Annotated in this window: 23 protein-coding genes; 6 read left to right on the top strand and 17 right to left on the bottom strand. The window is 57.8% G+C overall.

Annotated elements, in window-relative coordinates; translation table 11 throughout:
• Positions 1 to 42: 42 nt before the first annotated feature.
• Positions 43 to 2367: an ATP-dependent Clp protease ATP-binding subunit ClpA gene (gene clpA, locus DHN12_RS05430; protein ID WP_058275504.1), complete on the top strand. Its 2325-nt coding sequence runs from the start codon at positions 43 to 45 to the stop codon at positions 2365 to 2367.
• A gap of 138 nt (positions 2368 to 2505) precedes the next feature.
• Entirely contained in the window at positions 2506 to 3393 is an 888-nt protein-coding gene (locus DHN12_RS05425) for a YHYH protein (RefSeq protein WP_108859260.1), read from the top strand.
• A gap of 25 nt (positions 3394 to 3418) precedes the next feature.
• Here the strand turns inward: DHN12_RS05425 and DHN12_RS05420 are convergent, their stop codons facing one another.
• From DHN12_RS05420 to DHN12_RS05410, 3 genes are all read right to left on the bottom strand, one after another.
• Positions 3419 to 5119 (bottom strand): peptidoglycan -binding protein, encoded by a 1701-nt coding sequence (locus DHN12_RS05420; protein ID WP_108859259.1) that lies wholly within the window; start codon positions 5117 to 5119, stop codon positions 3419 to 3421.
• Between the two features lie 3 nt (positions 5120 to 5122).
• Entirely contained in the window at positions 5123 to 6301 is a 1179-nt protein-coding gene (locus DHN12_RS05415; protein ID WP_108859258.1) for a biopolymer transporter ExbB, read from the bottom strand.
• Between the two features lie 68 nt (positions 6302 to 6369).
• Positions 6370 to 6900, bottom strand: coding sequence for a gamma-glutamylcyclotransferase (locus DHN12_RS05410; RefSeq protein ID WP_108859257.1), 531 nt, complete (start codon positions 6898 to 6900; stop codon positions 6370 to 6372).
• A 67-nt stretch (positions 6901 to 6967) separates the two neighbouring features.
• On the opposite strand from DHN12_RS05410, the gene DHN12_RS05405 reads away from it, so the two are divergent.
• Positions 6968 to 7969: a DUF2125 domain-containing protein gene (locus DHN12_RS05405; RefSeq protein WP_108859256.1), complete on the top strand. Its 1002-nt coding sequence runs from the start codon at positions 6968 to 6970 to the stop codon at positions 7967 to 7969.
• On the opposite strand, the gene DHN12_RS05400 is transcribed toward DHN12_RS05405, so the two are convergent.
• The 4 genes from DHN12_RS05400 to DHN12_RS05385 form a co-directional block, all read right to left on the bottom strand.
• Entirely contained in the window at positions 7966 to 8751 is a 786-nt protein-coding gene (locus tag DHN12_RS05400; protein WP_234416561.1) for an extensin family protein, read from the bottom strand. The genes DHN12_RS05405 and DHN12_RS05400 overlap by 4 nt on opposite strands.
• A gap of 47 nt (positions 8752 to 8798) precedes the next feature.
• Entirely contained in the window at positions 8799 to 9719 is a 921-nt protein-coding gene (locus DHN12_RS05395; protein ID WP_108859254.1) for a prephenate/arogenate dehydrogenase family protein, read from the bottom strand.
• Positions 9716 to 10801, bottom strand: coding sequence for a histidinol-phosphate transaminase (gene hisC, locus DHN12_RS05390; RefSeq protein ID WP_108859253.1), 1086 nt, complete (start codon positions 10799 to 10801; stop codon positions 9716 to 9718). The genes DHN12_RS05395 and hisC overlap by 4 nt, the downstream gene beginning before the upstream one ends.
• A 64-nt stretch (positions 10802 to 10865) precedes the next feature.
• Positions 10866 to 12281: an aminotransferase class V-fold PLP-dependent enzyme gene (locus tag DHN12_RS05385; RefSeq protein WP_108859252.1), complete on the bottom strand. Its 1416-nt coding sequence runs from the start codon at positions 12279 to 12281 to the stop codon at positions 10866 to 10868.
• A gap of 103 nt (positions 12282 to 12384) precedes the next feature.
• On the opposite strand from DHN12_RS05385, the gene DHN12_RS05380 reads away from it, so the two are divergent.
• The gene (locus DHN12_RS05380) at positions 12385 to 12846 is read left to right on the top strand and encodes an Lrp/AsnC family transcriptional regulator (protein ID WP_108859492.1); all 462 of its coding nucleotides are present in this window, start codon (positions 12385 to 12387) and stop codon (positions 12844 to 12846) included.
• A 278-nt stretch (positions 12847 to 13124) separates the two neighbouring features.
• Here the strand turns inward: DHN12_RS05380 and rpsD are convergent, their stop codons facing one another.
• From rpsD to DHN12_RS05355, 4 genes are all read right to left on the bottom strand, one after another.
• Positions 13125 to 13745, bottom strand: a complete 621-nt coding sequence (gene rpsD, locus DHN12_RS05370; protein WP_058275494.1) for a 30S ribosomal protein S4 — start codon at positions 13743 to 13745, stop codon at positions 13125 to 13127.
• 200 nt (positions 13746 to 13945) lie between these two features.
• On the bottom strand, positions 13946 to 14446 hold the full coding sequence (locus DHN12_RS05365; RefSeq protein ID WP_108859250.1) for a hypothetical protein: 501 nt from the start codon (positions 14444 to 14446) through the stop codon (positions 13946 to 13948).
• A 416-nt stretch (positions 14447 to 14862) separates the two neighbouring features.
• Positions 14863 to 15651 (bottom strand): hypothetical protein, encoded by a 789-nt coding sequence (locus tag DHN12_RS05360; protein ID WP_108859249.1) that lies wholly within the window; start codon positions 15649 to 15651, stop codon positions 14863 to 14865.
• 128 nt (positions 15652 to 15779) lie between these two features.
• Complete coding sequence (locus DHN12_RS05355; RefSeq protein WP_108859248.1) at positions 15780 to 18062, bottom strand: adenosylcobalamin-dependent ribonucleoside-diphosphate reductase; 2283 nt, start codon at positions 18060 to 18062, stop codon at positions 15780 to 15782.
• Positions 18063 to 18190: 128 nt separating this feature from the next.
• Here DHN12_RS05355 and DHN12_RS05350 point away from each other — a divergent pair, with 128 nt between their 5' ends.
• Positions 18191 to 18622, top strand: coding sequence for a DUF1489 family protein (locus tag DHN12_RS05350; RefSeq protein WP_108859247.1), 432 nt, complete (start codon positions 18191 to 18193; stop codon positions 18620 to 18622).
• Here the strand turns inward: DHN12_RS05350 and hisG are convergent, their stop codons facing one another.
• The 3 genes from hisG to hisS are packed head-to-tail and all read right to left on the bottom strand — an operon-like array spanning position 18623 to position 21944.
• Complete coding sequence (gene hisG, locus DHN12_RS05345; RefSeq protein WP_108859246.1) at positions 18623 to 19312, bottom strand: ATP phosphoribosyltransferase; 690 nt, start codon at positions 19310 to 19312, stop codon at positions 18623 to 18625. It abuts the gene before it with no gap.
• Positions 19309 to 20397 carry an ATP phosphoribosyltransferase regulatory subunit gene (locus DHN12_RS05340; RefSeq protein ID WP_108859491.1) on the bottom strand — a complete coding sequence of 363 codons (1089 nt, stop codon included), beginning with the start codon at positions 20395 to 20397 and terminating at the stop codon, positions 19309 to 19311. Before DHN12_RS05340 ends, hisG begins: the two co-directional genes overlap by 4 nt.
• A gap of 2 nt (positions 20398 to 20399) precedes the next feature.
• Positions 20400 to 21944, bottom strand: a complete 1545-nt coding sequence (gene hisS, locus DHN12_RS05335) for a histidine--tRNA ligase (protein ID WP_108859245.1) — start codon at positions 21942 to 21944, stop codon at positions 20400 to 20402.
• Between the two features lie 131 nt (positions 21945 to 22075).
• On the opposite strand from hisS, the gene DHN12_RS05330 reads away from it, so the two are divergent.
• Entirely contained in the window at positions 22076 to 22270 is a 195-nt protein-coding gene (locus DHN12_RS05330; protein WP_108859244.1) for a SlyX family protein, read from the top strand.
• A gap of 4 nt (positions 22271 to 22274) precedes the next feature.
• On the opposite strand, the gene DHN12_RS05325 is transcribed toward DHN12_RS05330, so the two are convergent.
• From DHN12_RS05325 to dnaE, 3 genes are all read right to left on the bottom strand, one after another.
• Positions 22275 to 22622, bottom strand: a complete 348-nt coding sequence (locus tag DHN12_RS05325) for a hypothetical protein (protein WP_233493298.1) — start codon at positions 22620 to 22622, stop codon at positions 22275 to 22277.
• A 26-nt stretch (positions 22623 to 22648) separates the two neighbouring features.
• On the bottom strand, positions 22649 to 22867 hold the full coding sequence (locus DHN12_RS05320) for a YMGG-like glycine zipper-containing protein (RefSeq protein ID WP_058275719.1): 219 nt from the start codon (positions 22865 to 22867) through the stop codon (positions 22649 to 22651).
• Positions 22868 to 22952: 85 nt separating this feature from the next.
• Complete coding sequence (gene dnaE, locus DHN12_RS05315) at positions 22953 to 26453, bottom strand: DNA polymerase III subunit alpha (RefSeq protein WP_108859242.1); 3501 nt, start codon at positions 26451 to 26453, stop codon at positions 22953 to 22955.
• Between the last annotated feature and the right edge of the window lie 55 nt (positions 26454 to 26508).

Raw genomic sequence — 26508 nt, 5'->3', positions numbered from 1 at the left:
CCGAAGCCTGCCCCTTTCGACCCAAGACAGAGGAGCACCCGCGTGCCTTCATTCTCGAGCACATTAGAACAAGCCATCCACGCGGCCTTGGCGGCTGCGAATGAACGGCGTCACGAATTTGCCACGCTAGAGCATCTGCTTCTGGCGTTACTGGAAGAACCTGACGCCATCCGCGTCATGAAAGCCTGCAGCGTCGATCTGGAAGAACTGCGCAGCACTCTGGTCGAATTCATTGACGAAGATCTATCCAATCTGGTCACGGATATCGACGGTTCCGAGGCCGTGCCAACGGCCGCTTTCCAGCGCGTCATACAACGCGCGGCGATCCACGTCCAAAGCTCGGGCCGGACCGAAGTGACCGGCGCAAACGTTCTGGTCGCCATCTTTGCCGAACGTGAAAGCAATGCAGCCTATTTCCTGCAAGAGCAGGACATGACGCGCTACGACGCGGTAAACTTCATTGCGCACGGCGTGGCCAAAGACCCTGCCTACGGCGAAAACCGCTCGGTTTCGGGTGCGGATCAGGTCGAGGAAGAGGCTCAACCTGGCGTCACCGAAGGCGAACAGAAGGAAAGCGCGCTTGGGAAGTACTGCATTGACCTGAACGCTAAATCGCGCGCAGGCGATGTCGACCCGCTGATCGGCCGAGCTGATGAGGTTGAGCGTTGTATTCAGGTCCTGTGCCGCCGCCGCAAAAACAACCCGCTGCTGGTGGGTGATCCGGGCGTGGGCAAGACCGCCATCGCCGAGGGCCTGGCACGCAAGATTGTTGGCGGCGAAGCGCCAGATGTGCTGTCTGAGACCACAATTTATTCTCTCGACATGGGTGCTCTGCTGGCAGGTACCCGCTATCGCGGAGATTTCGAGGAACGCCTGAAGGCGGTTGTGACCGAGTTGGAGGACCACCCCGACGCGGTGTTGTTCATTGATGAAATTCACACCGTGATCGGTGCCGGTGCCACCTCGGGTGGTGCGATGGATGCGTCGAACCTGCTGAAACCTGCCCTGCAGGGCGGCAAATTGCGCACCATGGGCTCGACCACCTACAAGGAATTCCGTCAGCATTTTGAAAAAGACCGCGCGCTGAGCCGCCGGTTCCAGAAAATCGACGTGAGCGAGCCTTCGGTCGAAGACAGCGTGAAAATCCTGCGCGGTCTGAAGCCTTATTTCGAAGAGCATCACGAGATCAAATATACCGCCGATGCCATCAAGACCGCGGTGGAGTTGTCGGCCCGCTATATCAACGACCGTAAACTGCCCGACAAGGCCATCGATGTAATCGATGAGGCCGGGGCCGCGCAGCATCTGGTGGCTGAGAGCAAACGGCGCAAGACCATCGGGGTCAAGGAAATCGAGGCGGTCGTCGCCAAGATCGCCCGCATCCCGCCCAAGAACGTCACCAAAGATGATGCCGAGGTGCTGAAAGACCTCGAGGCCTCGTTGAAGCGTGTTGTATTCGGCCAGGATCTCGCAATCGAGGCGCTGTCGAGCGCGATCAAACTGGCGCGTGCCGGTCTGCGTGAACCTGAAAAGCCCATCGGCAACTATCTGTTCGCTGGCCCGACCGGTGTGGGCAAAACCGAAGTTGCGAAACAGCTGGCGGATACGCTGGGTGTGGAACTGCTGCGCTTTGACATGTCTGAGTACATGGAGAAGCACGCCGTCAGCCGTCTGATCGGCGCGCCTCCGGGCTATGTGGGCTTTGATCAGGGCGGTCTGCTGACCGACGGCGTCGACCAGCATCCGCATTGCGTGCTGCTGCTGGATGAGATCGAAAAGGCCCATCCGGACGTGTTCAACATCCTGTTGCAGGTGATGGACCACGGTGAGTTGACCGATCACAACGGACGTACGGTGAACTTCCGCAACGTGGTGCTGATCATGACCTCTAACGCGGGTGCGCAGGAACAGGCCAAGGCTGCCATCGGCTTTGCACGTGATCGCCGCGAGGGCGAGGATACGGCCGCAATCGAACGTATGTTCACGCCCGAATTCCGCAACCGCCTGGACGCTGTGATCTCATTCGCGCCACTACCGAAAGAGGTCATCCTGCAGGTGGTCGAGAAGTTCGTTCTGCAGCTTGAAGCGCAATTGCTGGATCGCAATGTGACCATCGATCTGACTCCCAAGGCCGCCGCGTGGCTGGCGGAAAAAGGGTATGACGACAAGATGGGTGCCCGTCCTCTGGGTCGTGTCATTCAGGAACACATCAAGAAACCACTGGCCGAGGAGTTGCTGTTCGGCAAGCTGGCCAAGGGTGGTGTGGTCCGCGTGTCTGTCAAGAAAGGCGATTTGAACCTGGATATCCTTGGCCCCGATCAGCCAAGAATTCCGGGCGACAAACCTCCGCTTTTGACGGCGGATTAAGACGCCGCATTCGCGTAACGAATCTAACCGCCCGGTTGTTCAGCAGCCGGGCGATTTCGTTTCGGACACAAACTTTTTCGACGGAACATCCAAACCTGCGCGTTTCACTATCACTGATGAATTGCAAAGGGGATTTTGATGACCAAAACCGTCGCCGTTTGGAGCGTAGCATTCGCCCTTTCCGCCGTTGCCGCCATAGCAACCGCTCAGCATAGTTTTCGATATCACGACGAGACAGAAACGCAGCCACTGCTCCTGCAGGCCGCAACGGTTGATCCGGGGCACAGCCACTCTGAAATTTCTGAGACCCGCAAAAGTATACGCGTCTCGGCCAACGGAATCCCCGATCATCTTGTAGGGAGCTTTCCGAACCAAGGTAACCCGCACAGCATTTCCCAGCAACGCGTCAACTTGAAAGTACCGACGAACCCGAAATCCAATCGATCCACCACCCCGCTTGAAATGGGATGGAACTTTGGAGTGTCTCTGAACGGCGTCGTGTTCGACCCGTTGGCCGCTGAGTTCTGGCAGGGCAATCCCCGCTCAGGCTGGTCCTACAATGCGCTTGGGGGCGCGGTCACTTTGGGGTTCGACGAAAACTATGCCCATGTGCAACCCAATGGAAAATACCATTATCACGGCATCCCCACGGGCTTTATTGAGCTGCTGAACTATACACCCAACCGACATTCACCGCTGATCGGATATGCCGCTGACGGCTTCCCGATTTACGCAATGACCGGCGTTTTGGATGGGAAAGTGACGCAAATGAAGTCGTCGTACAGATTGAAAAGCGGCAACCGCCCCGGAGGAAACGCGCCCGACGGAAAACATGATGGCACGTTCAATGAGGACTACGCCAATGTAGCAGGCGCCGGAAATCTGGATGAATGTAACGGAGCCTTTACGGTTTCGCCTGAATATCCATCTGGAACGTACGCCTATTTCCTGACTGAAAGTTACCCGGTCATCCCGCGCTGCTTTGCGGGTAAGCCAGATAACAGCTTTCGGTTTGGTCGTCGCTGACCCGGGTTCTTAACGAGTGTCTCGGTTACCTTTCGGTGAGCTTCAGCTCGATCCGGCGGTTTTGTGCCCGGGCCTCCGGGGTGTCTGCCGGGTTTACGGGCTGGAACTCACCAAAACCGTTTGCGGCCAACCGGCTCGGCGGGATGCCCAGCGCATCGACCATGTAGCGCACCACGGACAAGGCGCGGCCCTGACTAAGCTCCCAATTGTCGCGATAGCGCCCGGACCCGGCAAGTGGCACGTTATCAGTGTGACCATCGACGCGGATCACCCAGTTCAGGCCTTCAGGAATTTCAGCCGCCACGCTGCGCAGGATATTGGCCACTTTGGCGATGTCCTGCTGCCCGGCCGGTGACAAGACGGCCGAACCCGTGTCAAACAGGACCTCGGACGAGAAAACAAAACGGTCGCCTTCGATCCGAACGCCCTCCTCATCCCCAAGCACGTCGCGCAGTCTTCCAAAAAACTCTGACCGATAGCGCTGTAGGTCTTCGGCCTGCGCCGCCAATTCTTGATTTTGTCCAGACAGAGCTTCGGCCTCGGCTTCCAGCCGGACACGCTCAGCCTCTTCCAGCAGACGCCGGCGGCGTTCTTCCGAGGCCGCGCGGGCCAAAGCAGCGTTCAGGTCCTGACCCAGGGTCTGAATTCGAATGTCCGAGGCTGCGTTTCGTTCTTCATAATCGTCCAACAACGACTGCAACCCGCCAAGTTGTTGGCGCAGCGCCGCCATCTGTTGGTTCAACAACGCCGTCTCTCGCTGCGCTTTTGCGGAAATCGTTTTCTCATCTGAGATCGCTTCACGGGCCAAAGCCAATAGGTTTGCACGCTCTTCAGCCAGTGAGCGTTGCGATTGTGCCTCGGCCTGTGCCTCGGTCTGTGCAGCCAAGGCGGCTTGTAGTTGCGCCTGCAACTCCTCAGCATCCAGCGCACCAAACTGGCGCTCAAGTTCGGCCCTGGCGGCTTGTGCTGCGGCAAGCAGGGTCAGTGTATCCTCAGCCTCTTTGCGCTGCGCTTCCAATGCCAGTGTCATTGCCGTCAACTCGGCATCTGCATCCTGCAGACGGTTGCGCAAGTTCTCGGCAGCGGCAGCTTCGGCCAGTTTGGCGGTCTCTTCCTCGCTGATCTGTTCTTCCAATTCACTAATCTGGGTGGATTGCGCCGCGTCGCTTTGTTCGAGATCCGCAACCAATGCCTCCAGCGCCTCACGTTGTGCGGCTGCCAGCCGGGCGGCTTCGACCTGTTCGTCGATCTCGGACCGGCTTTGCGCCAGCGCGAGGTTCAGCGCATCTTGGTCCTCCAGCAACTTGGCGCGCTGGGATTCCAGTGTTGCAATTGCGCCGCGTGCCCGCTCTTGATCCGTCAGAAGTGCGGCGACCTGCGCCTCAAAATCCGTGATTCGCGCCTGCGACAAGGCCAGGTCCACTTCGGCCCGCGCCAGCGTATCTTCGGTCTGCGACAGGGTCGTGTTCAACGCGCCAAGACGGGCCTCCAAGAGGTTATTCTCACGCTCCTCCAATCCCAATGCCCCGGCCAGCGCTGCGACTTCATCCGACAGGGCGGTCAACTCGTCCTCTTGCCCGGAAATAGTTTCGCGCAACACGAACTGCACCACCATAAAGATGGTCAGAACGAAGGTCAGCACCATCAGCAGCCCGGTGATCGCGTCAACAAAACCCGGCCAAACCGAGCCCTGAAAACGTTGACCTGTGCGGCGGGACAGAGCCATGGATTACTGTCCTTCCGGAGTGGTGCGCACCGCGCCCCGGGGCAATGTCAGGGCTTTGACCAGCAATTCGATATCCTTGCGCAGTTCGCTCATGCTTTCCTGACGACCGGCCGAGATTTCTTCGAGGATGCGCAATAGCTGAACATCCATCGACCGCAGACGCATCCGGCTTTCGGCGTCGATACCATCCCCCGTTCCCTGATCACGCATGTGATCCAGCAGGGCGTCCTGCCCAAGAGCCACACGTTCCAATGCGGCTGTCACCCCTTCGGATTCAGACTGTCGCACGTTCATCTCACCAATCGCGTCGATCAGTTGGCCCAGTTTGACCGACACGGCCGCACGATCAGCCTCTTGCCCCGAAAACAGGTCCTGCAGCGCATCCATCTGTTCGGACATCGCGTCCAGAACTGGGGTCAGAACCGCAATCTCGGCCCCGCCTTCTTCTGAGGCAGCAAAGCCAACACGGGTAATTGAAGACAACCATTCCTCAAGCTCGCGGTAGAACCGGTTCTGGCCGTGACCTGCGAACAGTTCCAGCAAACCGACGATCAGAGACCCGGCAAGGCCCAAAAGGGACGACCCAAATGCCACGCCCATTCCTTGTAGCTGGGCCTCAAGCCCCACCATCAGGCGGTTGAACACGGCCAGCCCTTCTTCGCCCTCTTGCGGGTTCAGACTGCGGATCGTGTCGACAATGGCTGGGACGGTGGTCGCCAGTCCAAAGAACGTGCCCAACAGGCCCAAGTAAATCAGAACATTGGTAATATAGCGCGTGATCTCACGCTCTTCCTCGACGCGTTCCGCGACCGAATCCAGAATCGACCGGGTCGAACTGGAGCTGATCTGCGATCGCGCACCGCGTTCGCGTAGCAGTGAGGCCAGAGGAGCCAGCAATTGCGGCGTGCGCGCGTCTTCGCGGACAACGCCGCCAACAAAAGCCTCAATCCAGCGCACCGAGCCAATCAACTGTGTCACCTGAAAGAAACAGGCGAAAACGCCGATTATGAAAACCAGGATGATAAAGCCGTTCAGGTACGGGTTGGCCTGAAACACCGGCAGCACATAAGGCAGCGCCATGAAGACGCCCAACCCTGCCAGGCCAATTGCGACCAACATCATCACAATCTGACGGATGGGATGCGAGAAATGGGGTCTCGCGCCCTGATGTGCCTGCGCCATGCGCGTGTTTCCCGGTTTTTGCCTGCTCTGGCTGAATCTAGCCAAAATCCGCCGGTGACGCCAAGGGTTTATGCTGTGATGCTGCGCACCCGTTGCGCTAACCACTCAAGATCGGGATCGCGCAGGTCAATCTCGGCCAGATGTTCCGCAGTATTATACAGATATTCCGTATTCGGTCCGCGCCCGCCGACCGCATGTGCAATGATCTGCGCCTGCTCCTCCAACGGCATGCCACCACAGTATTGGACATGTTCTGCGTCGATCACATAGGTCACGGCAGTGATAACCTCGCCAGTGTTCAGATGCACATCAAGGTTTTTCTCGACATAGGCCGATGAGATCAGCTCGCGTTCACGCAGTTCGTGAAGGGTGCGCTCTTCATGGCCGGTTTCGACCGCAAGCGCCAAGCCCGTGCAATTGGCGTCGGTCTGTTCGTCCAATGCCAGCACCAGACCCGGATGTTCCTCGGTTCCGCGGTGGTGGATCGAACTCATACAAAAGGACCGCGCATACCCATGCAGTGTGGCGTGTTCGCTTCGGGCCACCGGAAAGCCCGGATTCCACAGCAGCGATCCATATCCGAAAACCCACATCGTCATAGCTCTGGTCCTTGCCCGTTTGGGCCTATAAACATCAAATTCAACGCGGGAAAAAGGGCCAACTGCCATGCGCGGTCTAATACGAGTAGTCATTTTCTTAACAGTTATCTGGAGCGCCTATTGGTTCGTCGCCGGATTCGGATTGCGCAATGCAATCACCGCCTGGTTCGACAAACAGCAGGAACAAGGTTGGCAGGCCGACTTTTCCGATGTTTCAACAGCGGGGTATCCGTTGCGCCACGTTACGCGCCTGAACAGTCCGGCGCTGGCTGATCCAGTCAACGGCACCGCATGGAGCGCCGATTGGATCGAGTTCCAAAGCCCTGCAATCTGGCCGGGACGTCAGGTGCTGCGCTTTGCTGACACCCCTCAGCGCCTGTCCTATTTTGATCAGACGGCAACCATCAAAGCCAGCAACCTGCAGGCCGAACTGCAACTACAGCCCGGTGTCGCGCTGGTACTGGAAAAAATGGCGTTGACTGCCGGTTCATGGCTGATCACCGACGATGCCGAAGCCCTGGCCGGAGGTGATACGCTGACGCTGGTCATGGAACAGACTTCTATTCCGGTGACCTATGCCATCGGTGCCCGTATTGACGGGTTCACCCCGGGTGAAGGCCTGCGAGAATTGATGCGGTCGGCCACCACGTTGCCGCAGGCGTTTGACACGCTCGAGCTGGACATGACCGCAACGTTCAACAAGCCGTGGGATCGCACGGCATTGGAACAGGGCAGACCGCAACCGGTAATGATTGACCTGAACCTCGCCGAGATGAAATGGGGCGCTTTGCGTCTGTTTGCGGCAGGCGAGCTTGATATCGATCACCAGGGCATCCCAACGGGCGAAATTGCGGTCAAAGCTGAAAACTGGCGCGACATGATTGCCATGGCCAACGCCGCAGGTGCCCTGCCCGATCAGGCGGTTGATCCGGTGACACGCGCGTTGAATTTCATGGCTGGGCTGGGCGGGAATCCAAATGCACTGGACCTGCAGCTAAACTTCCGCGACGGATTCGTAGCGCTGGGGCCTTTGCCGCTGGGGCCTGCCCCCCGCCTGATCCTGCGTTAACGGCAGTATGGCCCGCGACGGTGGCGGGCTGTATCCAGATGGAAATGATCCCGGTGATACCGGTCGGCGTTTGGCCCCAATACGGTGCCAAACGGCCCGCATGCATCGCGCCAGATCTTGACCAGTTGTTTTTGTGACGGGTTCTTGCGCCAGCCATTCAGGACCGTCACAACCTCTCCATCGGCCATCTTGAAGGCCGAGATATCAATCGCTCGGCCTTTTCCATGCTCGGAAATGCGGGCGCCCTTGCGGTTGTTACGCGTCCGGCACGCGTAGTGTGCGGCAACCTGCAATTGAACCACCGGCCCGCGTCGCTTGAACGTGGGCTTGACCGTTTTCTCAACCCACTTGTTCAGCGCAATTGCCGTTCCACAATCCATCGTGGAGGGACGGCTAAGCGTCACGCCTGAGACCGAGGTAATCTGAACAGCGTCTTTGATCCCACAAGCCTTGATCCTGCCCGGTACCGTCCCGACTGGCTTACCCTGAATATCGATGTCGCCGCACACCGATCCTTTACGCAGTTTGCGCTTCTTGAACAGCGCCTCCTGCTCCAGGGCTTTGGGCCGCAAGTAAGGCATCAGCGAAGTGTCCGGGCCAAGCAGAGGCAGCTCCGCAGGCCGTGCCGCTGCTGCCAAAACCTGCGGTGAATCCGGCCGCAATTCTGGGCGAATGGTCGCCGGAGGCAGCTGAGGTACTGCGCTGCTAAGGACGGCAAGTGTAGCCTGAGGTCGCGATATCGGTATTAACGAACGTTCCAGCGAACCAGCCTGAGTTGACATTGCGCAAAGCGCTGCAAATCCGGTCAGAATGGTTCTCCAGCCCTGCGTCATGGGTTCGTTTTCCCCCGTCCGAAATCAGGCGCATCCGTATCCTGGCCTGCATCAATGATGCCGCGGCGGATGGCGCGTGTACGCGTGAAATAGTCGAAAAGCTGCTCGCCGTCACCTGTTCTGATCGCGCGCTGCAGTGCAAACAGTTCTTCGGTGAACCGGCCAAGGATCTCCAGCGTCGCATCCTTATTGGTCAGGAACACGTCGCGCCACATGGTTGGGTCCGAGGCCGCGATGCGGGTGAAGTCACGGAATCCAGCGGCGGAATACTTGATGACCTCGGTATCGGTGACCCGGCGCAGATCATCCGCAACGCCCACCATCGTATAGGCGATCAGGTGCGGCGCGTGCGATGTGACGGCCAGAACCAGATCATGGTGATCCGCGTCCATCTCATCAACGTTTGACCCCATGCCTTCCCAAAGTGCCCGCAAACGGGCAATCGCATCCGGGTCCGAGCCTTCAACCGGAACCAAAAGGCACCAGCGGTTGTCAAAGAGTTCTGCAAAACCCGATTCCGGGCCGGAATGCTCCGTCCCTGCCAGCGGGTGCGCGGGGATGAAATGCACATCATCCGGGATTTCCGGCCCAACGGCCTGAATAACGTGACGCTTGACCGAGCCGACATCTGTCACCGTCGCGCCGGGTTTCAGGACAGGTGCAATATCTCTTGCAACAGCGCCCATCGCGCCGACAGGAACACAGAGAACGACCAGATCCGCGCCCTCGACCGCCTCTTGCGCAGTATCGCAGACGCGATCACACAAGCCAATGCGGCGGGCCGTGTCGCGGGTGGTCTCGGACCGGGCATAGCCGGTCACTTCGCCAGCAAGTCCGGCGCGTTTGATCGCCCAGAACGTGGACGAGGCGATCAGGCCAAGCCCGATCAAGGCCACACGGTCGTAAACTTGGCTCATGCGACGCCCCTTTTGAACGCGGTGATGGCCGCAACAACGCGGCGGCAGGCTTCTTCGTCGCCTACGGTGATCCGCAGGGCATTTGGCAGGTTGTAGCCCGCCACACGGCGCACGATCAAACCCTGCGTTTTGAGATAGTCGTCACAAGCCTCGGCCTGGGTCCGATCTGCAAAGCGGGTGAGGATGAAGTTGGTGCAGGACGCATCCGATGGCACGCCGATCTTGGCCAGCTCATCCGACAACCACACCCGCAGGCGCGCATTTTCAGCCTGACAGAAGGACAGGAATTCTATGTCATTTACCGCAGCCTCTGCGGCAACCAAAGCGGTCAAAGACAGGTTGAACGGCTGACGCACCCGGTTCAGCACGTCGATAATCGACTGCGCGGCATAGCCCCATCCGACACGCATTCCACCCAGACCGTACACCTTGGAAAAGGTCCGCGTCATAATCACGTTGTCAAACTGATCCACCAGCGATGAACCACCGTCGAACCTGTCTACAAACTCGGCATAGGCCCCGTCGATCACCATCAGGCAGGTGTTGGGCAATGCCTCGGCCAGACGCAACAATTCAGCCTCGGGGATCATGGTCGAGGTTGGGTTGCCCGGGTTGGTCACGAACACGATCCGGGTTTGGTCGTTCACGGCGGCCAGAATGTTGTCTACGTCCACATGGCGATTACGCTCAGCCACCATCACTGGGGTTGCACCAGCCATGCGGGCGATGATCGGGTACATTGAAAACCCGTGCTCGGTATAGATGACCTCATCACCCGGTCCGGCATAGGCCTGGGCAATGAATTGCAGCACTTCGTCACTGCCAACGCCGCAGATAAGCCGCGCAGGGTCCAACCCGTGCCGTTCACCAATCGCTGAGCGCAGGCTTGCGTGATCGGTACTGGGATACCGATGCAGCGTCGCCGCACTATCGCGAACCGCCTCAATCGCCTTGGGGCTGGGACCGAACGGGTTTTCGTTGGAGCTGAGCTTGATCACATGTTCCACCCCCGCCACATGCGACTGGCCGCCCTGATAGAGCGCGATGTCCATAATGCCGGGCTGCGGGGTGATCTTGTTCATAAGAGGCTCCGTTGTTGGAGCCTCTCATACCCGTCTCAACGCGTTGAGAAAAGCGGCAATTCCGTCACGCCGCTTTGAAGCGGGCGGTCGCCGGGTCGGCGTTGTAATAAGGGGCGAATTCCTCTGTCCTGTGGGACAGGTCATTGACGCTGTCGATGATGAACTGAACCGTCTCTTCGCTCATAAGGTACGAGAAATTCAGGCGGACCCATCCGGGTTTCTTCATCTCTTCCCCTGCAGACAGGGCCGCATGCAATTCAGCGGACGTTGCGCGGTCGATTTCCAGCAAGCGATGCGCATATGGCCCGGCACAGGCGCAACCACCGCGCGCCTGAATGCCGTAGATGTCGCTGAGCATCCGGGTAAACAGCTGCTGATGCACCGGCTGGCCGGAGTTGTCCCGCACAAGGAAAGAATAGATCGGCAAACGATGCGGGTTTTCAGTACCTAGCAAAGTCAGGTTCGGATTGTCGCCCCACCCTTTCAATGCCATTTCATTGTACCGGGCTTCGCGTTCAGCAATTTCATCCGTGCCGACGACATCCTTAACGATGAAGGACAGCGCGGCGCGGATATCTCCGATCACATTGGGTGTTCCGGCTTCTTCCCGCGTGGCCAAATCCTCACTGTAGTCATGCCGCCAAGGCGATACAAAGCTGACAGTGCCGCCACCAGGCCAACTTGGGCAAGTGCGGCGAACTGCGTTCTGGTTGACGATCAGCACGCCTGACGCGCCCGGGCCGCCCGGGAATTTATGAGGCGAGACGACGATAGCGTCCTTGCGTGCATCCTCTGGCCCCATGTCCATCGGCAGATAGGGTCCGCCACCGGCATAGTCCCAGATCGACACGGCCCCATGCGCCTTAAGCAGCCGGGTGATCGGATCTGGATCGGTGATGATTCCGGTCACGTTGGATGCCGCCGAGAAGGAACCGATAATCAGATCGGACTCGGCATTATCCGCCAACGCCTGTTCAAGTGCAGCAAGATCAACGCCGCCTTCGGTCGCCTCGGGGATTTCTATGACCTGCGCTTTGCTTTCGCGCCAGGGCAGAATGTTGGAATGATGCTCATAAGGCCCAATCAAGACAACCGGCCGGTCAGCCCCTTCAACTCCCATCAAGCTGACCAGCCGGTTAAGACCCGCAGTGGCGCCGGACCCGGTAAAGATCACCGCGTCGTCTTCCCTTGCTCCAACAATGCGGGCTATTTCCGCGCGCGCTTCGCGGCGCAGACGGGTCATGTAAGACCCGCAATAGGAGGCCTCGGTATGGCTGTTGGCATAAAAAGGCAGCACCTCATGGGCGACAAAATCCTCTACCTGCTGCAGCGCACGACCCGAAGCGACGTAGTCCGCATAAACCAGCGGCACGTCCCCATTCAGACCGGGGATCAGAACATTCTCTCCGATCAGCCCATCGCGCAGGGTTGAATTGCGAGTGGTGGATTGGAGGTCTGCGCGAAATTTGGACAAGGTCATGATTAGTTCTCCGTATTGCACTACCAAATATGATTGAATGAGGATGCAGAAACTTCACCTTTCTTTTGGTAGATTTCTTAAATTTCGTGTCATATGCTTCGATATGGCCGAAAAACTAGATCAAATTGACAAGCGTATCCTTCGCGAACTTCAAACAGACGCAACACTGTCCCAGCGTGAGTTGGCAGACCGAGTCGGATTGTCGCAAAATGCGTGTTGGCGGCGGCTGAAGGCGTTGAACGAAAATGGCGTCATTACCGGTTCGACCGCGCGGATTGCCCGCGAAAAACTGGGGCTGAGCCTTGTGGTCTTTGTTATGCTGCGCACCCGGCACCATTCGGCGGAATGGCTGCAAGCCTTTCGAAGCCATGTCCTGACCATCCCCGAGGTGGTGGATTTTCACCGCATTGGTGGCGACTATGACTATCAGTTGAAAGTCGTCACACAAGATATGACGTCATATGACAAGGTGTATCAGCGATTGATCGACAAGGTCGAACTGGACAGTGTGACCTCGTACTTTGCGATGGAGGCCATCGCCGAAAGCAGGCCGCTGCCAATTTGACTCAGCGCCTTCGGCGGGCTTGATCAGTGATTTGGCTGCAAGGCTGTTCGTAGGTTGTTACGCGTTCAATTCGAAATGCAGCTTGTGCAAGCCGAGCGTGAATTCCAGCATCCCACCCAATGCGGGCGTTCTGCTGAGGCACTTCGGTTGATACTTTTTGAAAACCCGAGACGCAAATTTTGGACATGCCGTCAAACCCAATACGCGTCGTCACATGACCAAACAAAAAAAGGGCCGCGCAAACTGCGCGGCCCTGAAATTCTGGATGTCGGCGAAAATTAGTTCTTCGCGTAGAATTCGACGACCAGGTTCGGTTCCATGACGACCGGGTAAGGCACATCGCCCAGGCCTGGTGCGCGAACGAAGGTCGCGGTCATTTTCGAGTGGTCGGCGTCGATGTAGTCAGGCACGTCACGCTCGGCCAGAGCAGCGGCTTCCAGAACTACAGCCAGTTGCTTGGACTTGTCGCGTACTTCGATCACGTCGCCTTCTTTGACACGGTAGCTGGGGATGTTGACCCGCTTGCCATTTACTTTGACGTGGCCGTGGTTCACGAACTGACGTGCAGCAAAAACGGTTGCAACGAACTTGGCGCGGTAGACAACAGCGTCCAGACGACGCTCCAGCAGACCGATCAGGTTTTCACCGGTGTCGCCGTTCACACGTACGGCTTCGGCGTAGATGCGGCGGAACTGCTTCTCGGTCAGGTCGCCATAGTAGCCTTTCAGCTTCTGCTTGGCGCGCAGCTGCAGACCGAAGTCCGACAGTTTTCCCTTGCGGCGCTGGCCGTGCTGGCCGGGGCCATATTCGCGACGGTTGACCGGGGATTTTGGACGACCCCAGATGTTTTCACCCATCCGGCGGTCAATTTTGTACTTGGCAGACGTGCGTTTGGTCACGGCTGATCTCCTTCTTTAGGTCGAGGCCCATACAGGCCACTATGAAGGGCGTTGTCCTCTTGAGGTTTCCCCCATGACAGGAATCCCCTTACGGGGCCCACCAACACCAATGAAGCCGCGCTTATATCCGCAGAACTGGCGGAGTCAACACGGCTATGGACTTTTTGCTATGTGCGAATGCAGGCAGCCTGATTGGAACCTTAGTCTGCTACGCTTCGGACGCCCGCAACTGCGTTTTCCCAACCATTATCCATCGGCGACCGCGTCGGGAAAGCGACAACAGTTTGGTCCGGGAGGCTGGAATTGCTTTCGCTTTCAAACTCGGTATACGCACTGACCCAGAATTCCTGATCGCGCGCAGGATACCCGTTTTCGAAAACCAGCGTCGGGTGTGTGTCTCCGGCAACCGAAAACAATAGCGCCGTGTACTTTTGTGCGCCATTGGTCAAAACGATACGACCCAGCGCTCCGTCTGCCATATTCGGCGGCGGCGCTATGCTGCTTAGCACTTTTGATGCGTATGCTTCGGCCTGACCCGACAACACAAGGCCCTGCTCGGCCGGACTGGCCAATGAAAGAGCCTGCCCACGCCACGACCATGCGGCTCCTACTTTCAAAAAAGACTGAGGCGCCGCCTCAAGTCCGTTTAACTCTGTCTGCGTCCACGAAATGGATATGCGACCGCTGTCCCCGGCTGTCATTGTATCCGCCTGTACCTTTCAACAAATCACTGCTTACTGCACCTTCTTATCAGGACAGAATCTGGCGGAAAAGAGACCGAAGTGCAGCAATCACGTAAATGTTTCCGGTGTGTCAAGTCAAACTGATACTAAAAGTGAAAATAATTCAACCTTAGATTGTTTCTGGCAAATAGCTACGCACTAGTGTCAAGAAATCTCAAAGCGATTCTCTACTCAAATATTTGTTTTTAAATTGTAAAATAAGCCTAGGGTATTCGCTCTTCATGTAACACCAATTCCAAGCGGGATTTTGGAAACCATGATATTCCGGTTCATCCAATCCTATCTGGGCCTCCGATTTGAGACGTCCGATCGTTGCATTACAGCAACTAAATTAGGCAGTGGTACCAATCTGAGCCTGCCCTTGCTTCAACTCATCAACGGGTGCCATTCGACCGCTTCAGCTTGTCCAAGTAAGCTCGTTTCGCGGCCGCTACCTCTTCATCGCTCAAATTCGACCGGTTCAGATCCAGAAAGTAGTCTGCGCCTCCGGCTGGCTGGACGTTCCGATTGTCACTTGTGATGAGCCTATCGGATCTCACGTTTAGAATGGACAGTGCCTTAATCAACGGGAAATCGTGATCGTCCGGACCAGAAACGTTGACAGATTCCACCTCGGCGCGCGGTGAAACCACCTCTTTCACGCGGCGCACCACCATCTCAAGATCTGCACCCTGTTGCAACGCCTTGCCGTACTGTGTCAGATCCTCGCGGATTCTGTGGCTGCGAAGGTTTTGCCAATACGTACTTCTGATCCAATCAGCCGCGTTTCTGGTCGTAAATAGAAAGATAATGCGATCCCCGGCATCAGTCAGGCGCAAGACCTCATCCAACAGAGTTTTGGCAAGAACGTGCGTTTGCTCATATGACCAAACCCCTTTGCGACCGGGGATCAAACCAGCGAATTCTTCATTGCTGATCAGCAGGGGTTTGCCACCATGGTCCGCAAAAGGCTTCAGCGCCTCGCGAACGATTGCTCCGAAATTGCGAAGGGTGCGATCCTTGGGGGCGATCGCATACCGCCGTGCAGCCAGGCTGGCTTCTTGTAAGTCATCAGGCAATAGAACATTCACGCGATCTTTCAGGTATTCCCGATTTTTCGAGAGCGTCTTTTGCAGGGTCGTTGTGCCCGTTTTATGGAAACCTTGATGAATTACGACCTTCAATACGCTACGTCCCGTTCGTCCTTGGCCTGCGTGCTGTTGGGCTTTCAAAAAAATGCCAAACCTGCTCAACACAGGCTTGGCACTTCTTTGGTCAGACCAATTTGAAACCGACGCTGGATTTCACGACATCAGCCACATTTTGAATGACCGCAGCTGCGGCAGGTCATGCAGCCCTCGATCATCACCATGTCGTACTGGCCGCAGGATGGGCAGGCTTTGCCGCGTGGCGCGTCCATGTTGACGACCTGCGCCTGGGGGTCGGATTTGAGCGCCATGCCCTCGCCCTCAAGAAAGCCGATATTGATCATGTGCTGTTCGATCACGCCACCAATTGCGGCCAAGATCGACGGGATATACTTGCCCTGAACCCAAGCACCACCGCGCGGGTCGAATACCGCTTTTAGTTCTTCCACCACAAAAGACACATCCCCACCCCGGCGGAATACGGCCGAGATCATGCGGGTCAGCGCCAGCGTCCAGGCGTAATGCTCCATGTTCTTCGAGTTGATGAACACTTCGAACGGACGGCGACGGCCACCAATGACAATGTCATTGATCGTCAGGTAAATCGCATGTTCGCTGTCGGGCCACTTCAACTTATAGGTCGACCCTTCCAGAGATTGTGGGCGATCCAGCGGCTCCGACATATAGATCACGTCGCCACCGTCAATTTCATGCGGTGCGCTTGCACTTTCACCCGGCGCTTTGTCTTCGCTTTCTGACACGGTCAGGACGGACCCAGTCACATCGTTCGGACGATAAGTCGTGCACCCTTTGCACCCTTGATCCCAGGCCTGCATGTAGACATCTTTGAATGCGTCAAAGCTGATGTCCTCGGGGCAGTTGATCGTCTTCGAGATCGAGCTGTCGATCCATTTCTGCGCCGCGGCTTGCATCTTGACGTGATCGGACGGGGACAGCGTCTGTGCGTTGACGAAATAGTCTGGCAGCTCTTTATCGCCAAATTTGTCGCGCCACATCTGCACGGCGTAGTCCACGACCTCTTCTTCAGTGCGCGAGCCATCCTTTTGCAGGACCTTCCGCGTATAGGCATAGGCAAAGACCGGCTCGATCCCTGACGACACATTCCCCGCATATAGAGAAATTGTCCCCGTCGGCGCAATCGACGTAAGCAAAGCGTTGCGGATGCCGTGCTCGCGAATGGCGTCGCGAACGTCGTCGTCCATCTGCTGCATCGTGCCGCTTTCTAGGTATTTCTCGGCATCAAACAAGGGGAACGCCCCTTTTTCCTTCGCCAAGTCGACCGACGCCAGATACGCGGCGCGCGCAATCGCTTTCAACCAGAGCTCGGTCTGACGCGCGCCCTCGTCCGATCCATAGCGCAGACCCAGCATCAGCAGAGCATCCGCCAGTCCGGTCACGCCCAGCCCGATACGGCGCTTGGCCTGCGCCTCGGCGGCCTGTTCCGGCAGCGGGAACTTCGACGCTTCGACAACGTTGTCCATCATGCGGACGGCTGTCGCGACCAGCTCTTGCAGGGCAGCCTCATTCAGATGGGCCGCATCTTCGAACGGCTCTGCCACAAGACGGGCAAGGTTGATCGAACCCAGCAGGCACGCGCCATAAGGCGGCAAAGGCTGCTCGCCACACGGGTTTGTCGCCGCGATGGTTTCGGCATAGCTGAGGTTGTTGGCTTTGTTGATCCGGTCGATGAAAATCACACCCGGTTCGGCATAGTCATAGGTGGCCTGCATGATCTTGTTCCACAGATCACGCGCCTGAACGGTGTGGTAAACCTTGCCGTCGAACACCAGCTCCCACGGGCCATCGGCTTTGACAGCTTCCATAAAGGGATCGGTGACAAGCACCGACATGTTGAACATGCGCAGGCGTGCAGGGTCGGACTTGGCCGTGATGAATTGTTCGATATCCGGGTGGTCACAGCGCATGGTCGCCATCATCGCACCCCGGCGCGAACCTGCGGACATGATGGTGCGGCACATCGCATCCCATACATCCATAAAGCTCAGAGGCCCCGATGCGTCCGCTGCTACACCATGTACATCAGCGCCACGTGGGCGGATGGTCGAGAAATCATAGCCGATCCCCCCACCCTGCTGCATGGTCAGCGCGGCCTCTTTCAGCATATCGAAGATACCGCCCATGCTGTCCGGCACCGTGCCCATGACAAAGCAGTTAAACAGCGTCACACGTCGCGCAGTGCCTGCGCCAGCGGTGATACGGCCAGCAGGCAGGTATTTGAAATCTTCCAGCGCTTCGAAGAACTTCCGCTCCCAATGCGCCGGGTCTTTTTCGACCTGCGCAAGATCGCGAGCGATACGCCGCCAGCTGTCCTCAACCGTTTGGTCAATGGGAGTGCCATCGGCCTGTTTGAAACGATATTTCATGTCCCAGATCTGCTCGGCGATGGGGGCGGCAAAGCGGCTCATTGGTGATTCCCTGTTCTGAAAGAGGTATCCAGATTATCCCAGATCACACCTTCACCACAACACCTTGATGACAGACTTTCTTGAGCTACAATGTATAGACGGTCTTGGGACGACTCTGTGGGAAAGCTGTGGATAAATTCGTAAACCTCATAAAACTATCGGTCGGATCGGAAAGCGTCGACACGCTGATGGAATGGCAGGACAGCCGCAAGCCCCTTTATGAAGACGGCTTGCCGCGCCACGTCACCCGCATGTGGCCCAAGCGCGAGGCGGAGATTCTGAACGGCGGATCAATCTATTGGGTGATCAAGGGTGTCGTACAGTGCCGCCAGAAGATCCTGCGGCTGGACGAAGTGCGCGGCGAGGACGGTATCCGCCGCTGCGCCATCGTGCTGGACCCTGAGGTGCACCGCACACAGAACGCTCTGAAACGCCCGTTCCAAGGGTGGCGATACCTTAAACCCGAAGATACGCCTGCCGATCTTCCCAAAGGACGGGCCGAGGATGATTCTCTGCCCGACGATCTGAATCGCGCGTTGGCGGACATCGGCGTGCTGTAATCAGCTCAGCCGGTCAAGCAATTCGGAAAGAACCTCTTTTTCACCCACACCATAGCTGGCAACCCGACTACGCCACAGCGTGGCCTGTGATTGCAGGATCAAGCCGTCCGACAGGATTTTTAGGTGGTTTGCGCGCAATGTCTCACCTGTCGAGGTGATATCTGCAATCGCCTCGGCGGTTTCGTTCATCACAGTGCCTTCGGTTGCGCCCTGGCTGTCCACCAGCGTGTAATCTGCAACCCCCGCGTCCGTCAGAAACTCGCGCACCAATCGGTGGTATTTGGTCGCAATCCGCAACCGGTGCCCGTGGGTTTTGCGAAACGCTGCCGCGGCAGCATCGAGATCGTCCAGGGTTTCGACATCGACCCAACAGGCAGGGGTCGCAATGATCAGATCTGCTTTGCCGAAACCAAGCGGCGCAATCTCTTCAATCTGTTGCTCCCAGCGTGGCAGCTTCTCATGTACCAGATCGGTTCCGGTAACGCCCAGATGAATGCGCCCCGCGGCCAGTTCGCGGGGGATTTCCCCGGCGGACAGCAGGATCAGCGAGACCCCGTCGATCCCTTCAACCTTACCGGCATATTCCCGGTCTGATCCGCTGCGTGACAATGTGATGCCACGCTTTTCAAACCACGAGAAGGTCTTCTCCATCAATCGGCCCTTCGAGGGCACGCCTAGTTTCAGGGTCATTGCGCGGCCTCCTCGACTTCGAGCATCAGGTCGGGACGCAACACGCCCCCAACAGCTGGAATTTCGGCCCCATTGCCCAGTTGTCGCGTCAGCGCATCGTAACGCCCGCCGGTGGCAATCGGAGGCAAATCGGGGCGACCTTCGGCATAAAACCCAAAGACAAATCCGTCGTAATACTCCATCGACGTACGCCCATAGGCAGCCTCGAAATCCAGCCGGCTCACATCAACACCACGCGCCTGCAGGGCAGCAATTCTTGCCTCGAGCCTGTCCAGCGCCGGGGTAATCTGAGGCAGGTCGACGGCCACATCCCGCAACTGCTCCAAAGCGAAGGGCATGGTTTCCCGAACGGTCAGCAGAGATTCCAGGCCTGCAAGTTCGTTGTCAGAAATCGGCGGCGTCTCAAGATCTTCGCGCAACGCGTCGATGCGCGCCTCAATCTCGGCAGCGCGGCGTTTTCCGATCATAGGAAAGTCAAACCCCATCGGGTCTGCGGCCTCCAAAAGTATTGTGCGGTGCTCCGGCTCGGGCTTTCGCCCGGCGAACCGGTCCAGCAGCACGCGGAACCGACGTGGACGCCACAGGTGGCGCATCAGCGCGGCCTTGCGCCGATCCGTAGTGCGCAGCCCCTGGACAGCCGCCGTCAGGATGCCGATGTCACCGGTCGCCGCGCGCAAGGGCAGCCCTCGCAATTGCAGGGCAAACAGCGAAAACACCTCGGCATCGGCCCCGGCGGGATCATTGCGATCGAAAACTTCATATCCGACCTGAATGTATTCGTTGGACCGATCCGGGTCTTGCTCTTGCCGACGAAAGACTTCGCCTGAATAGGTATAGCGTGCTGGCTCGGCCCCGTCGGTCATGTGCATCTGCACGACCGGTAGGGTGAAATCTGGGCGCAGCATCTGCTCGCCACGCAAAGCATCCGAAGTCACATAGGCGCGCGCGCGGATGTCCTCACCGTAGAGGTCGAGCAGAGTTTCGGCCGGTTGCAGCAGCGGAGTATCAACGACCTGACCGCCTGCGGCCTCGAACCGGACACGCATCATCGCTGCGCGGGCCTGTATCTGAGAACGGTTCGGCATCATCAATTGCCTTCAAAGGACTGGTTCGGCAAAGCTACTGATCCATCTTCATTTCGAACTTGCCCGGGGTTTTCGAGTAGAGCATGGATTGTCGCAACCAACTCGCTCCGTTTGGCCGTGATTTGCGATGGATTTTCACGCCATTCAGCAAGAGATGCATCTTTTGCCAGTTTCGCACCAAGGATCAGATCCTTGATCTGCACGATCCCATTGGCCTTTTCATCACCACCTTCGATCACTGCAATCGGAGAGTTCCGCTTGTCCGCATACTTCAGTTGGTTTCCGAAGTTCTTCGGGTTACCCAAGTAGACCTCGGCCCGGATACCCGCATTACGTAACTCCGTCACCATCGCCTGATAATCGGCCATCCGGTCGCGATCCATAACGGTCACGACTACAGGACCCGTAGCCTGCGCGGCTATCCTGCCCTTTTCGCGCAGGGCAGCCAGCAGACGGTCGACACCGATGGAGACGCCGGTCGCCGGAACTTCCTGCCCGGTGAAGCGTTTGACCAGATCGTCATAGCGACCACCACCCGAAACCGATCCGAATTGCCGCTTGCGGCCTTTCTCATCGAAAATCTCAAAGGTCAGCTCGGCCTCATAAACCGGCCCGGTATAGTAACCCAGACCGCGCACGACCGAAGGGTCAATCTCGATCCGGTCCGCGCCGTATCCGCCCGCATCCAACAAGGTGCCGATCTGTTCCAACTCGGCGATCCCGTCCGCGCCGATCTTGCTGTCGCCTACGGCGGCGCGCAAGTTGGCCAATGTTCCGGCGGTTTCCGCGGCCTTGGAGGTCAGAAACGCGATCACCGGCTCAGCCTGATCCTCGCTAAGACCAACACCGTCGATAAACGCGCCAGAGGCGTCCAGACGGCCTTTGGTCAGCAGCTCTCGCACGCCCTGCTCGCCGACTTTGTCGAACTTGTCGATGGTGCGCAGAACGTTGTCGCGGGCAGCGACGTCTTCGCCAAGCCCCATCGCCTCAAGCACGCCGTTCAGAACCTTGCGGTTGTTGACCCGCACAAGATAATCGCCGCGCGGAATGCCGACGGTCTCAAGCGTGTCCGACAGCATCGCGCAAATCTCGGCGTCAGCGGCCATCGAGGCCGTGCCCACCGTATCCGCATCGCATTGATAAAACTGGCGATAGCGCCCCGGCCCCGGCTTTTCGTTCCGCCAGACTGGTCCCATCGCATAACGACGATAAGGCGTCGGCAGATCGTTGCGGTGCTGCGCGTAAACCCGGGCCAAAGGCGCGGTTAGGTCATAGCGCAGGGCCATCCAGTCGCCCTTGTCATTCTCGTCGACTTCCTGCCACGCGAACACACCTTCGTTCGGGCGATCTACGTCGGGCAGGAATTTGCCCAGCGCCTCGACGGTTTCAACCGCGCTGCTTTCGAGGGCGTCAAACCCGTAACGATGATAGACATCCGCAATAGCCCGCAGCATCTCGGTGCGCTGCGTGACTTCCTGGCCGAAATAGTCGCGGAACCCTTTTGGCGTTACGGCCTTGGGGCGGGGCTGTTTCTTGGGCTTGGCCATGTTGGACGTCCTTGGGAGTTGCCTTGTTCCGCGCGCGGTCTATCCCATGGCCTGCATCGGGGCAAGGCGCGCTTTCGCTGGCCATGCGCTGTCCGGGTCGCTATGACCGGCCTAAGACACAGGAGTCCCCCATGCAGCATCTGGAAGAGCAGATCGCCCATCTTGCCCGTACGGTCGAAGACCTCAACTCGGTCGTCACCCGCCAACAGGACGAGATTGATCGTTTGACACGCCGTGTCGAAATGCTGATGCGCCGCGAAGGCGAACGGTCGCAGGAAGGCTCGGGCGGGATCGTTTTGGGCGATGAACGCCCGCCGCATTATTGATGACTTAGAGCCCCAGCGACGTTTTGACCGCGTTGTCGACCACGCCACCCAATAGGGCATCCTTATCTGCTGCACATCCTTCCGACAGCGCGGCTATGAACGCCTCACGCAGTTGGGCTTTCTCCTCATCCGTGGCTGCATGATCTTCGATATTGATCTGGCGATTGTGGAGAGATAAGGCAGTCATCTTTCCAACAACAGTCACAACAAAGGCTTCGTCGCCATCCGCTTCTTCTGCAATCGAGGCGCACGTATAGTGCATGACGGGCAATGCATCCTGTACCATCTGCTCAGCCGCCTCATCGGCCGCAGCCACACACGGAGCCGCCAGGATTGCGGCGCAAGCGGACATTTTGAGTTTAAAATAACGCATCACAATCACTTCCAGTTATGTCCAATAATGGCTCCGGCCACGCCACCAATCGCTGCGCCTTTTCCGTCACCGACAATCGCTCCAACACCTGCGCCGATCAGCGCGCCCTCAAGGGTCTTCTTTTTCTTCTTGTCGTCCGCCGACGCGACCGAGGCTGCAACCAAGGCCAGCGATGCCGCCGCCCCGAACAAAACTCTTCTGAAATTGAGACCTGCAATTGTCATATCAACACCCTCCTGCGGCATGACCCAAAGACATCTCTGTTGGGTCAGCCTAGCGGGGTGCTAACTGTCTGGCAACAAAGAGAGGTCAGATCTCTTCGACGGACAGAATACCTTCCAGCGATTTTATCGCGCCTTTGATCTGCGGGTTGATCGGAAACTCAACGCCCAGATCCATTTCGACATCACCCGGCAGACTTGGGTCGAGCAACAACAATTGGATCGGCCCGCGCGCCGCGCCTTTGGTGGCAGTTGCGGCATCCTCAAGAACTTTTGCTACGGTTGGCACCGCTTGCGCTTCGTCAACAAAGATACGCAGCCCCGTCGCCCCGGCTTCTGCCACCACGGAATCCGCAGGGCCGACCGAGCGCCCCAGCAGCTTGAGCTGGTCGGCTTCCATCGTCGCTTCGGCGGTCAGCACCACCTGCGCTCCGGTTTCCAGATACTCGCGTGACTTTTCGAGCGTTTCTGAAAACAGAGTGACCTCGTAAGCGCCCGTCGGATCCGACAATTGCGCAAAGGCGAACCGGTTTCCACGCGCGGATTTACGCTCTTGCCGTCCGGCAACAACACCAGCCATTTTGGCGATAAAGGGGCCAGAGCGTGCTTTTTCGGTCACCTCATCCAGCGTCAGAACCTGCTTTCGCTTCAGCGCGGGCATATAGTCGTCCAACGGATGGCCCGACAGGTAAAAACCGATGGCTTTGAATTCTTCGCTCAGACGTTCCGCCGGCAGCCAGTCTGGCGAAGGCGACAGGCGCGGTTCGGGCAGGTCATCGCCCGCCTCGCCAAAAAGCGACACCTGGTTCGAGTTCTTCTGGTCATGGATGGCGGCCGAATACTGCACCAGCGGATCGAGGCTTTCGAAAACGCGACGGCGGTTCTTGTCGAGCTGATCGAAGGCCCCTGCCCGCGCCATCATCTCAAGCGGGCGCTTGCCGACCCTCTTCAGATCAACCTTGCGGGCAAAGTCGAACAGGTTCACGAACGGCTTGCCTTCGCGACCAGCGACCACAAGGTTCATCGCTTCGACACCCACATTCTTTAGCGCGCCCAGCGCATAGACCAGATGCCCGTCCACCACGTCGAATGTCGACAGCGACCGGTTCACGCAAGGCGGTACATAAGGCAGTTCCAGCCCCTTACGGACCTCTTCGAAGTATACGGCCAGCTTGTCGGTCAGGTGGATATCGCAGTTCATGACACCGGCCATGAACTCGACCGGGTGGTTCGCCTTCAGCCAACCTGTCTGATAGCTGACAACCGCATAGGCGGCAGCGTGGGATTTGTTGAACCCGTAGTTGGCGAATTTATCCAGCAGGTTCCAAACCTCGGTCGCCTTGGCCTCATCCACATCGTTCTCAGCAGCACCCTTGAGGAACTTGGGCCGCTCTGCGTCCATTGCCTCCTGGATTTTCTTACCCATCGCGCGGCGCAGCAAATCCGCACCACCAAGGCTGTAGCCTGCCATTTCCTGGGCGATCTGCATCACCTGTTCCTGATAGACGATGATACCTTGAGTCTCGTCCAGGATATGATCGATGGATGGGTGCAGCGTGTCCCGTTCGCTCAGCTTGTTCTTGACCTCACAGAACTTGGGGATGTTCTCCATGGGGCCAGGTCGGTAGAGCGCGACGAGGGCAATGATATCTTCGATACAGTCGGGCTTCATGCGCTTGAGCGCATCCATCATGCCCGAGGATTCCACCTGGAACACCGCCACCGTCTTGGCCGCCGAATAAAGTTTGTACGTTGCCTCATCATCCAGCGGGATGGCGTTGATCTGGTTTTCCGCCCCTTCAGCGGGTTCGTAAAGCTCCGTACCATCAGCAGCGACATGCAACGGGCGATCAGATTTGAAGATCAGATCCATCGCGTTCTGGATCACCGTCAGCGTCTTCAGACCAAGAAAGTCGAACTTAACCAGCCCGGCCTGTTCCACCCATTTCATGTTGAACTGAGTGGCCGGCATGTCGGATCGCGGGTCCTGATACAGCGGCACCAGCGCATCCAGCGGGCGGTCTCCGATAACCACTCCCGCCGCGTGGGTCGACGCGTTTCGCAATAACCCCTCGACCTGCTGGCCATAAGTCAGCAGGCGGCCCACAACCTCTTCGTTGCGCGCCTCTTCGCGCAGACGGGGTTCGTCTTTCAGCGCCTTTTCGATGGAAACGGGTTTGACGCCTTCCACCGGGATCATCTTGGACAGGCGATCCACCTGCCCGTATGGCATCTGCAGAACGCGCCCAATGTCGCGCACGGCAGCTTTCGACAGCAACGCACCAAAGGTGATGATCTGCCCCACCTTGTCGCGGCCGTATTTCTGCTGCACGTAGCGGATCACCTCTTCCCGGCGGTCCATGCAAAAGTCGATATCGAAGTCCGGCATCGAAACCCGTTCCGGGTTCAGGAACCGTTCGAAAAGCAGCGAATAGCGCAGCGGATCAAGATCAGTAATCGTTAGCGCATAGGCCACCAAAGATCCCGCGCCCGAGCCCCGACCCGGCCCGACCGGGATATCGTGATCCTTGGACCACTGAATAAAATCGGCAACAATCAGGAAGTAGCCGGGGAACCCCATGCCTTCGATGATGTCGAGCTCGAAATCCAGACGCTCTTGATATTCTTCGGGCGTCACTGCGTGCGGGATAACAGCCAGACGTTTCTGCAAACCATCATTTGCAATACGGCGCAGTTCGGCAACCTCGTCATCAGCGAATTTCGGCAGGATCGGATCGCGGCGATAGGCCATGAACGCGCAGCGCTTGGCAATCTCAACGGTGTTCTCAATTGCCTCAGGCAAGTCGGCGAACAACGTCGCCATCTCCTGCTGCGACTTGAAATAGTGCTGCGCGGTCAGGCGGCGGCGGCCTTCTTGCTGATCGACATAGGCCCCCTCCGAGATACAGATCAGCGCATCGTGCGCTTCGTACATATCTGTGGTCGGGAAATAGACGTCATTGGTGGCGACCAGAGGAAGGTTCTTGGCATATGCCATTTCCACATGGCCACGCTCGGTCAGACGTTCGACCTCGGGTTGACCGCCCTCACCCGGATGACGCTGGAGTTCGATATAGAGGCGATCGGGGAACATCGCTGACAACCGGTCTACCAAGGCCTCAGCTGCGGGGCGTTGACCTTGCTGCAACAACATCCCAATCGGTCCATCCGGCCCACCGGACAAGCAGATCAACCCGTCAGATCGGTCCGCAAGCTCTTCCAAAGTCACCTGCGGCAACTGCCCGCCCTTGTCCACATAAAGGCACGAGCTGAGCTTCATCAGGTTCTCATACCCGACCTCGGACTGGGCAAGCAAAACCACCGGCGCGGGTGTTTTGGGCTTTTCGCCCGGTTGCGCCTGCACATAGGTCAGGTCAACCTGACAACCCATGATCGGCTGCACTCCGGCCCCGCTGGCGGTGACCGAAAACTCCAAAGCCGAGAACATGCTGTTAGTATCCGTCACAGCGACGGCGGGCATATCCATCTTATCACACAGACCGGGCAGCTTTTTCAGCCGCACGGCGCCTTCCAGCAGGGAATATTCGGTGTGAACACGGAGGTGAATGAATCGAGGAGTACTGCTCATGACTGCCACGCTATCCCAGCCGCGCGCCCGGCAAAAGCAGGAACCTTGGCTTTGG

The sequence above is a fragment of the Ruegeria sp. Alg231-54 genome, from assembly GCF_900143525.1.
Classification (GTDB): Bacteria; Pseudomonadota; Alphaproteobacteria; order Rhodobacterales; family Rhodobacteraceae; genus Ruegeria.
Note: the sequence above shows the minus strand (reverse complement) of the source record. Positions and strands in the feature narration are given on the sequence as shown.

Coding starts and splice junctions, on each gene's coding strand:
- DHN12_RS05425 (WP_108859260.1), top strand. CDS start 2,506: ATGACCAAAACCGTCGCCGTTTGGAGCGTAGCATTCGCCCTTTCCGCC.
- DHN12_RS05420 (WP_108859259.1), bottom strand. CDS start 5,119: ATGGCTCTGTCCCGCCGCACAGGTCAACGTTTTCAGGGCTCGGTTTGG.
- DHN12_RS05415 (WP_108859258.1), bottom strand. CDS start 6,301: ATGGCGCAGGCACATCAGGGCGCGAGACCCCATTTCTCGCATCCCATC.
- DHN12_RS05410 (WP_108859257.1), bottom strand. CDS start 6,900: ATGACGATGTGGGTTTTCGGATATGGATCGCTGCTGTGGAATCCGGGC.
- DHN12_RS05405 (WP_108859256.1), top strand. CDS start 6,968: ATGCGCGGTCTAATACGAGTAGTCATTTTCTTAACAGTTATCTGGAGC.
- DHN12_RS05400 (WP_234416561.1), bottom strand. CDS start 8,751: ATGTCAACTCAGGCTGGTTCGCTGGAACGTTCGTTAATACCGATATCG.
- DHN12_RS05395 (WP_108859254.1), bottom strand. CDS start 9,719: ATGAGCCAAGTTTACGACCGTGTGGCCTTGATCGGGCTTGGCCTGATC.
- hisC (WP_108859253.1), bottom strand. CDS start 10,801: ATGAACAAGATCACCCCGCAGCCCGGCATTATGGACATCGCGCTCTAT.
- DHN12_RS05385 (WP_108859252.1), bottom strand. CDS start 12,281: ATGACCTTGTCCAAATTTCGCGCAGACCTCCAATCCACCACTCGCAAT.
- DHN12_RS05380 (WP_108859492.1), top strand. CDS start 12,385: ATGGCCGAAAAACTAGATCAAATTGACAAGCGTATCCTTCGCGAACTT.
- DHN12_RS05365 (WP_108859250.1), bottom strand. CDS start 14,446: ATGACAGCCGGGGACAGCGGTCGCATATCCATTTCGTGGACGCAGACA.
- DHN12_RS05355 (WP_108859248.1), bottom strand. CDS start 18,062: ATGAGCCGCTTTGCCGCCCCCATCGCCGAGCAGATCTGGGACATGAAA.
- hisG (WP_108859246.1), bottom strand. CDS start 19,312: ATGACCCTGAAACTAGGCGTGCCCTCGAAGGGCCGATTGATGGAGAAG.
- DHN12_RS05340 (WP_108859491.1), bottom strand. CDS start 20,397: ATGCCGAACCGTTCTCAGATACAGGCCCGCGCAGCGATGATGCGTGTC.
- hisS (WP_108859245.1), bottom strand. CDS start 21,944: ATGGCCAAGCCCAAGAAACAGCCCCGCCCCAAGGCCGTAACGCCAAAA.
- DHN12_RS05330 (WP_108859244.1), top strand. CDS start 22,076: ATGCAGCATCTGGAAGAGCAGATCGCCCATCTTGCCCGTACGGTCGAA.
- DHN12_RS05325 (WP_233493298.1), bottom strand. CDS start 22,622: ATGTCCGCTTGCGCCGCAATCCTGGCGGCTCCGTGTGTGGCTGCGGCC.
- DHN12_RS05320 (WP_058275719.1), bottom strand. CDS start 22,867: ATGACAATTGCAGGTCTCAATTTCAGAAGAGTTTTGTTCGGGGCGGCG.
- dnaE (WP_108859242.1), bottom strand. CDS start 26,453: ATGAGCAGTACTCCTCGATTCATTCACCTCCGTGTTCACACCGAATAT.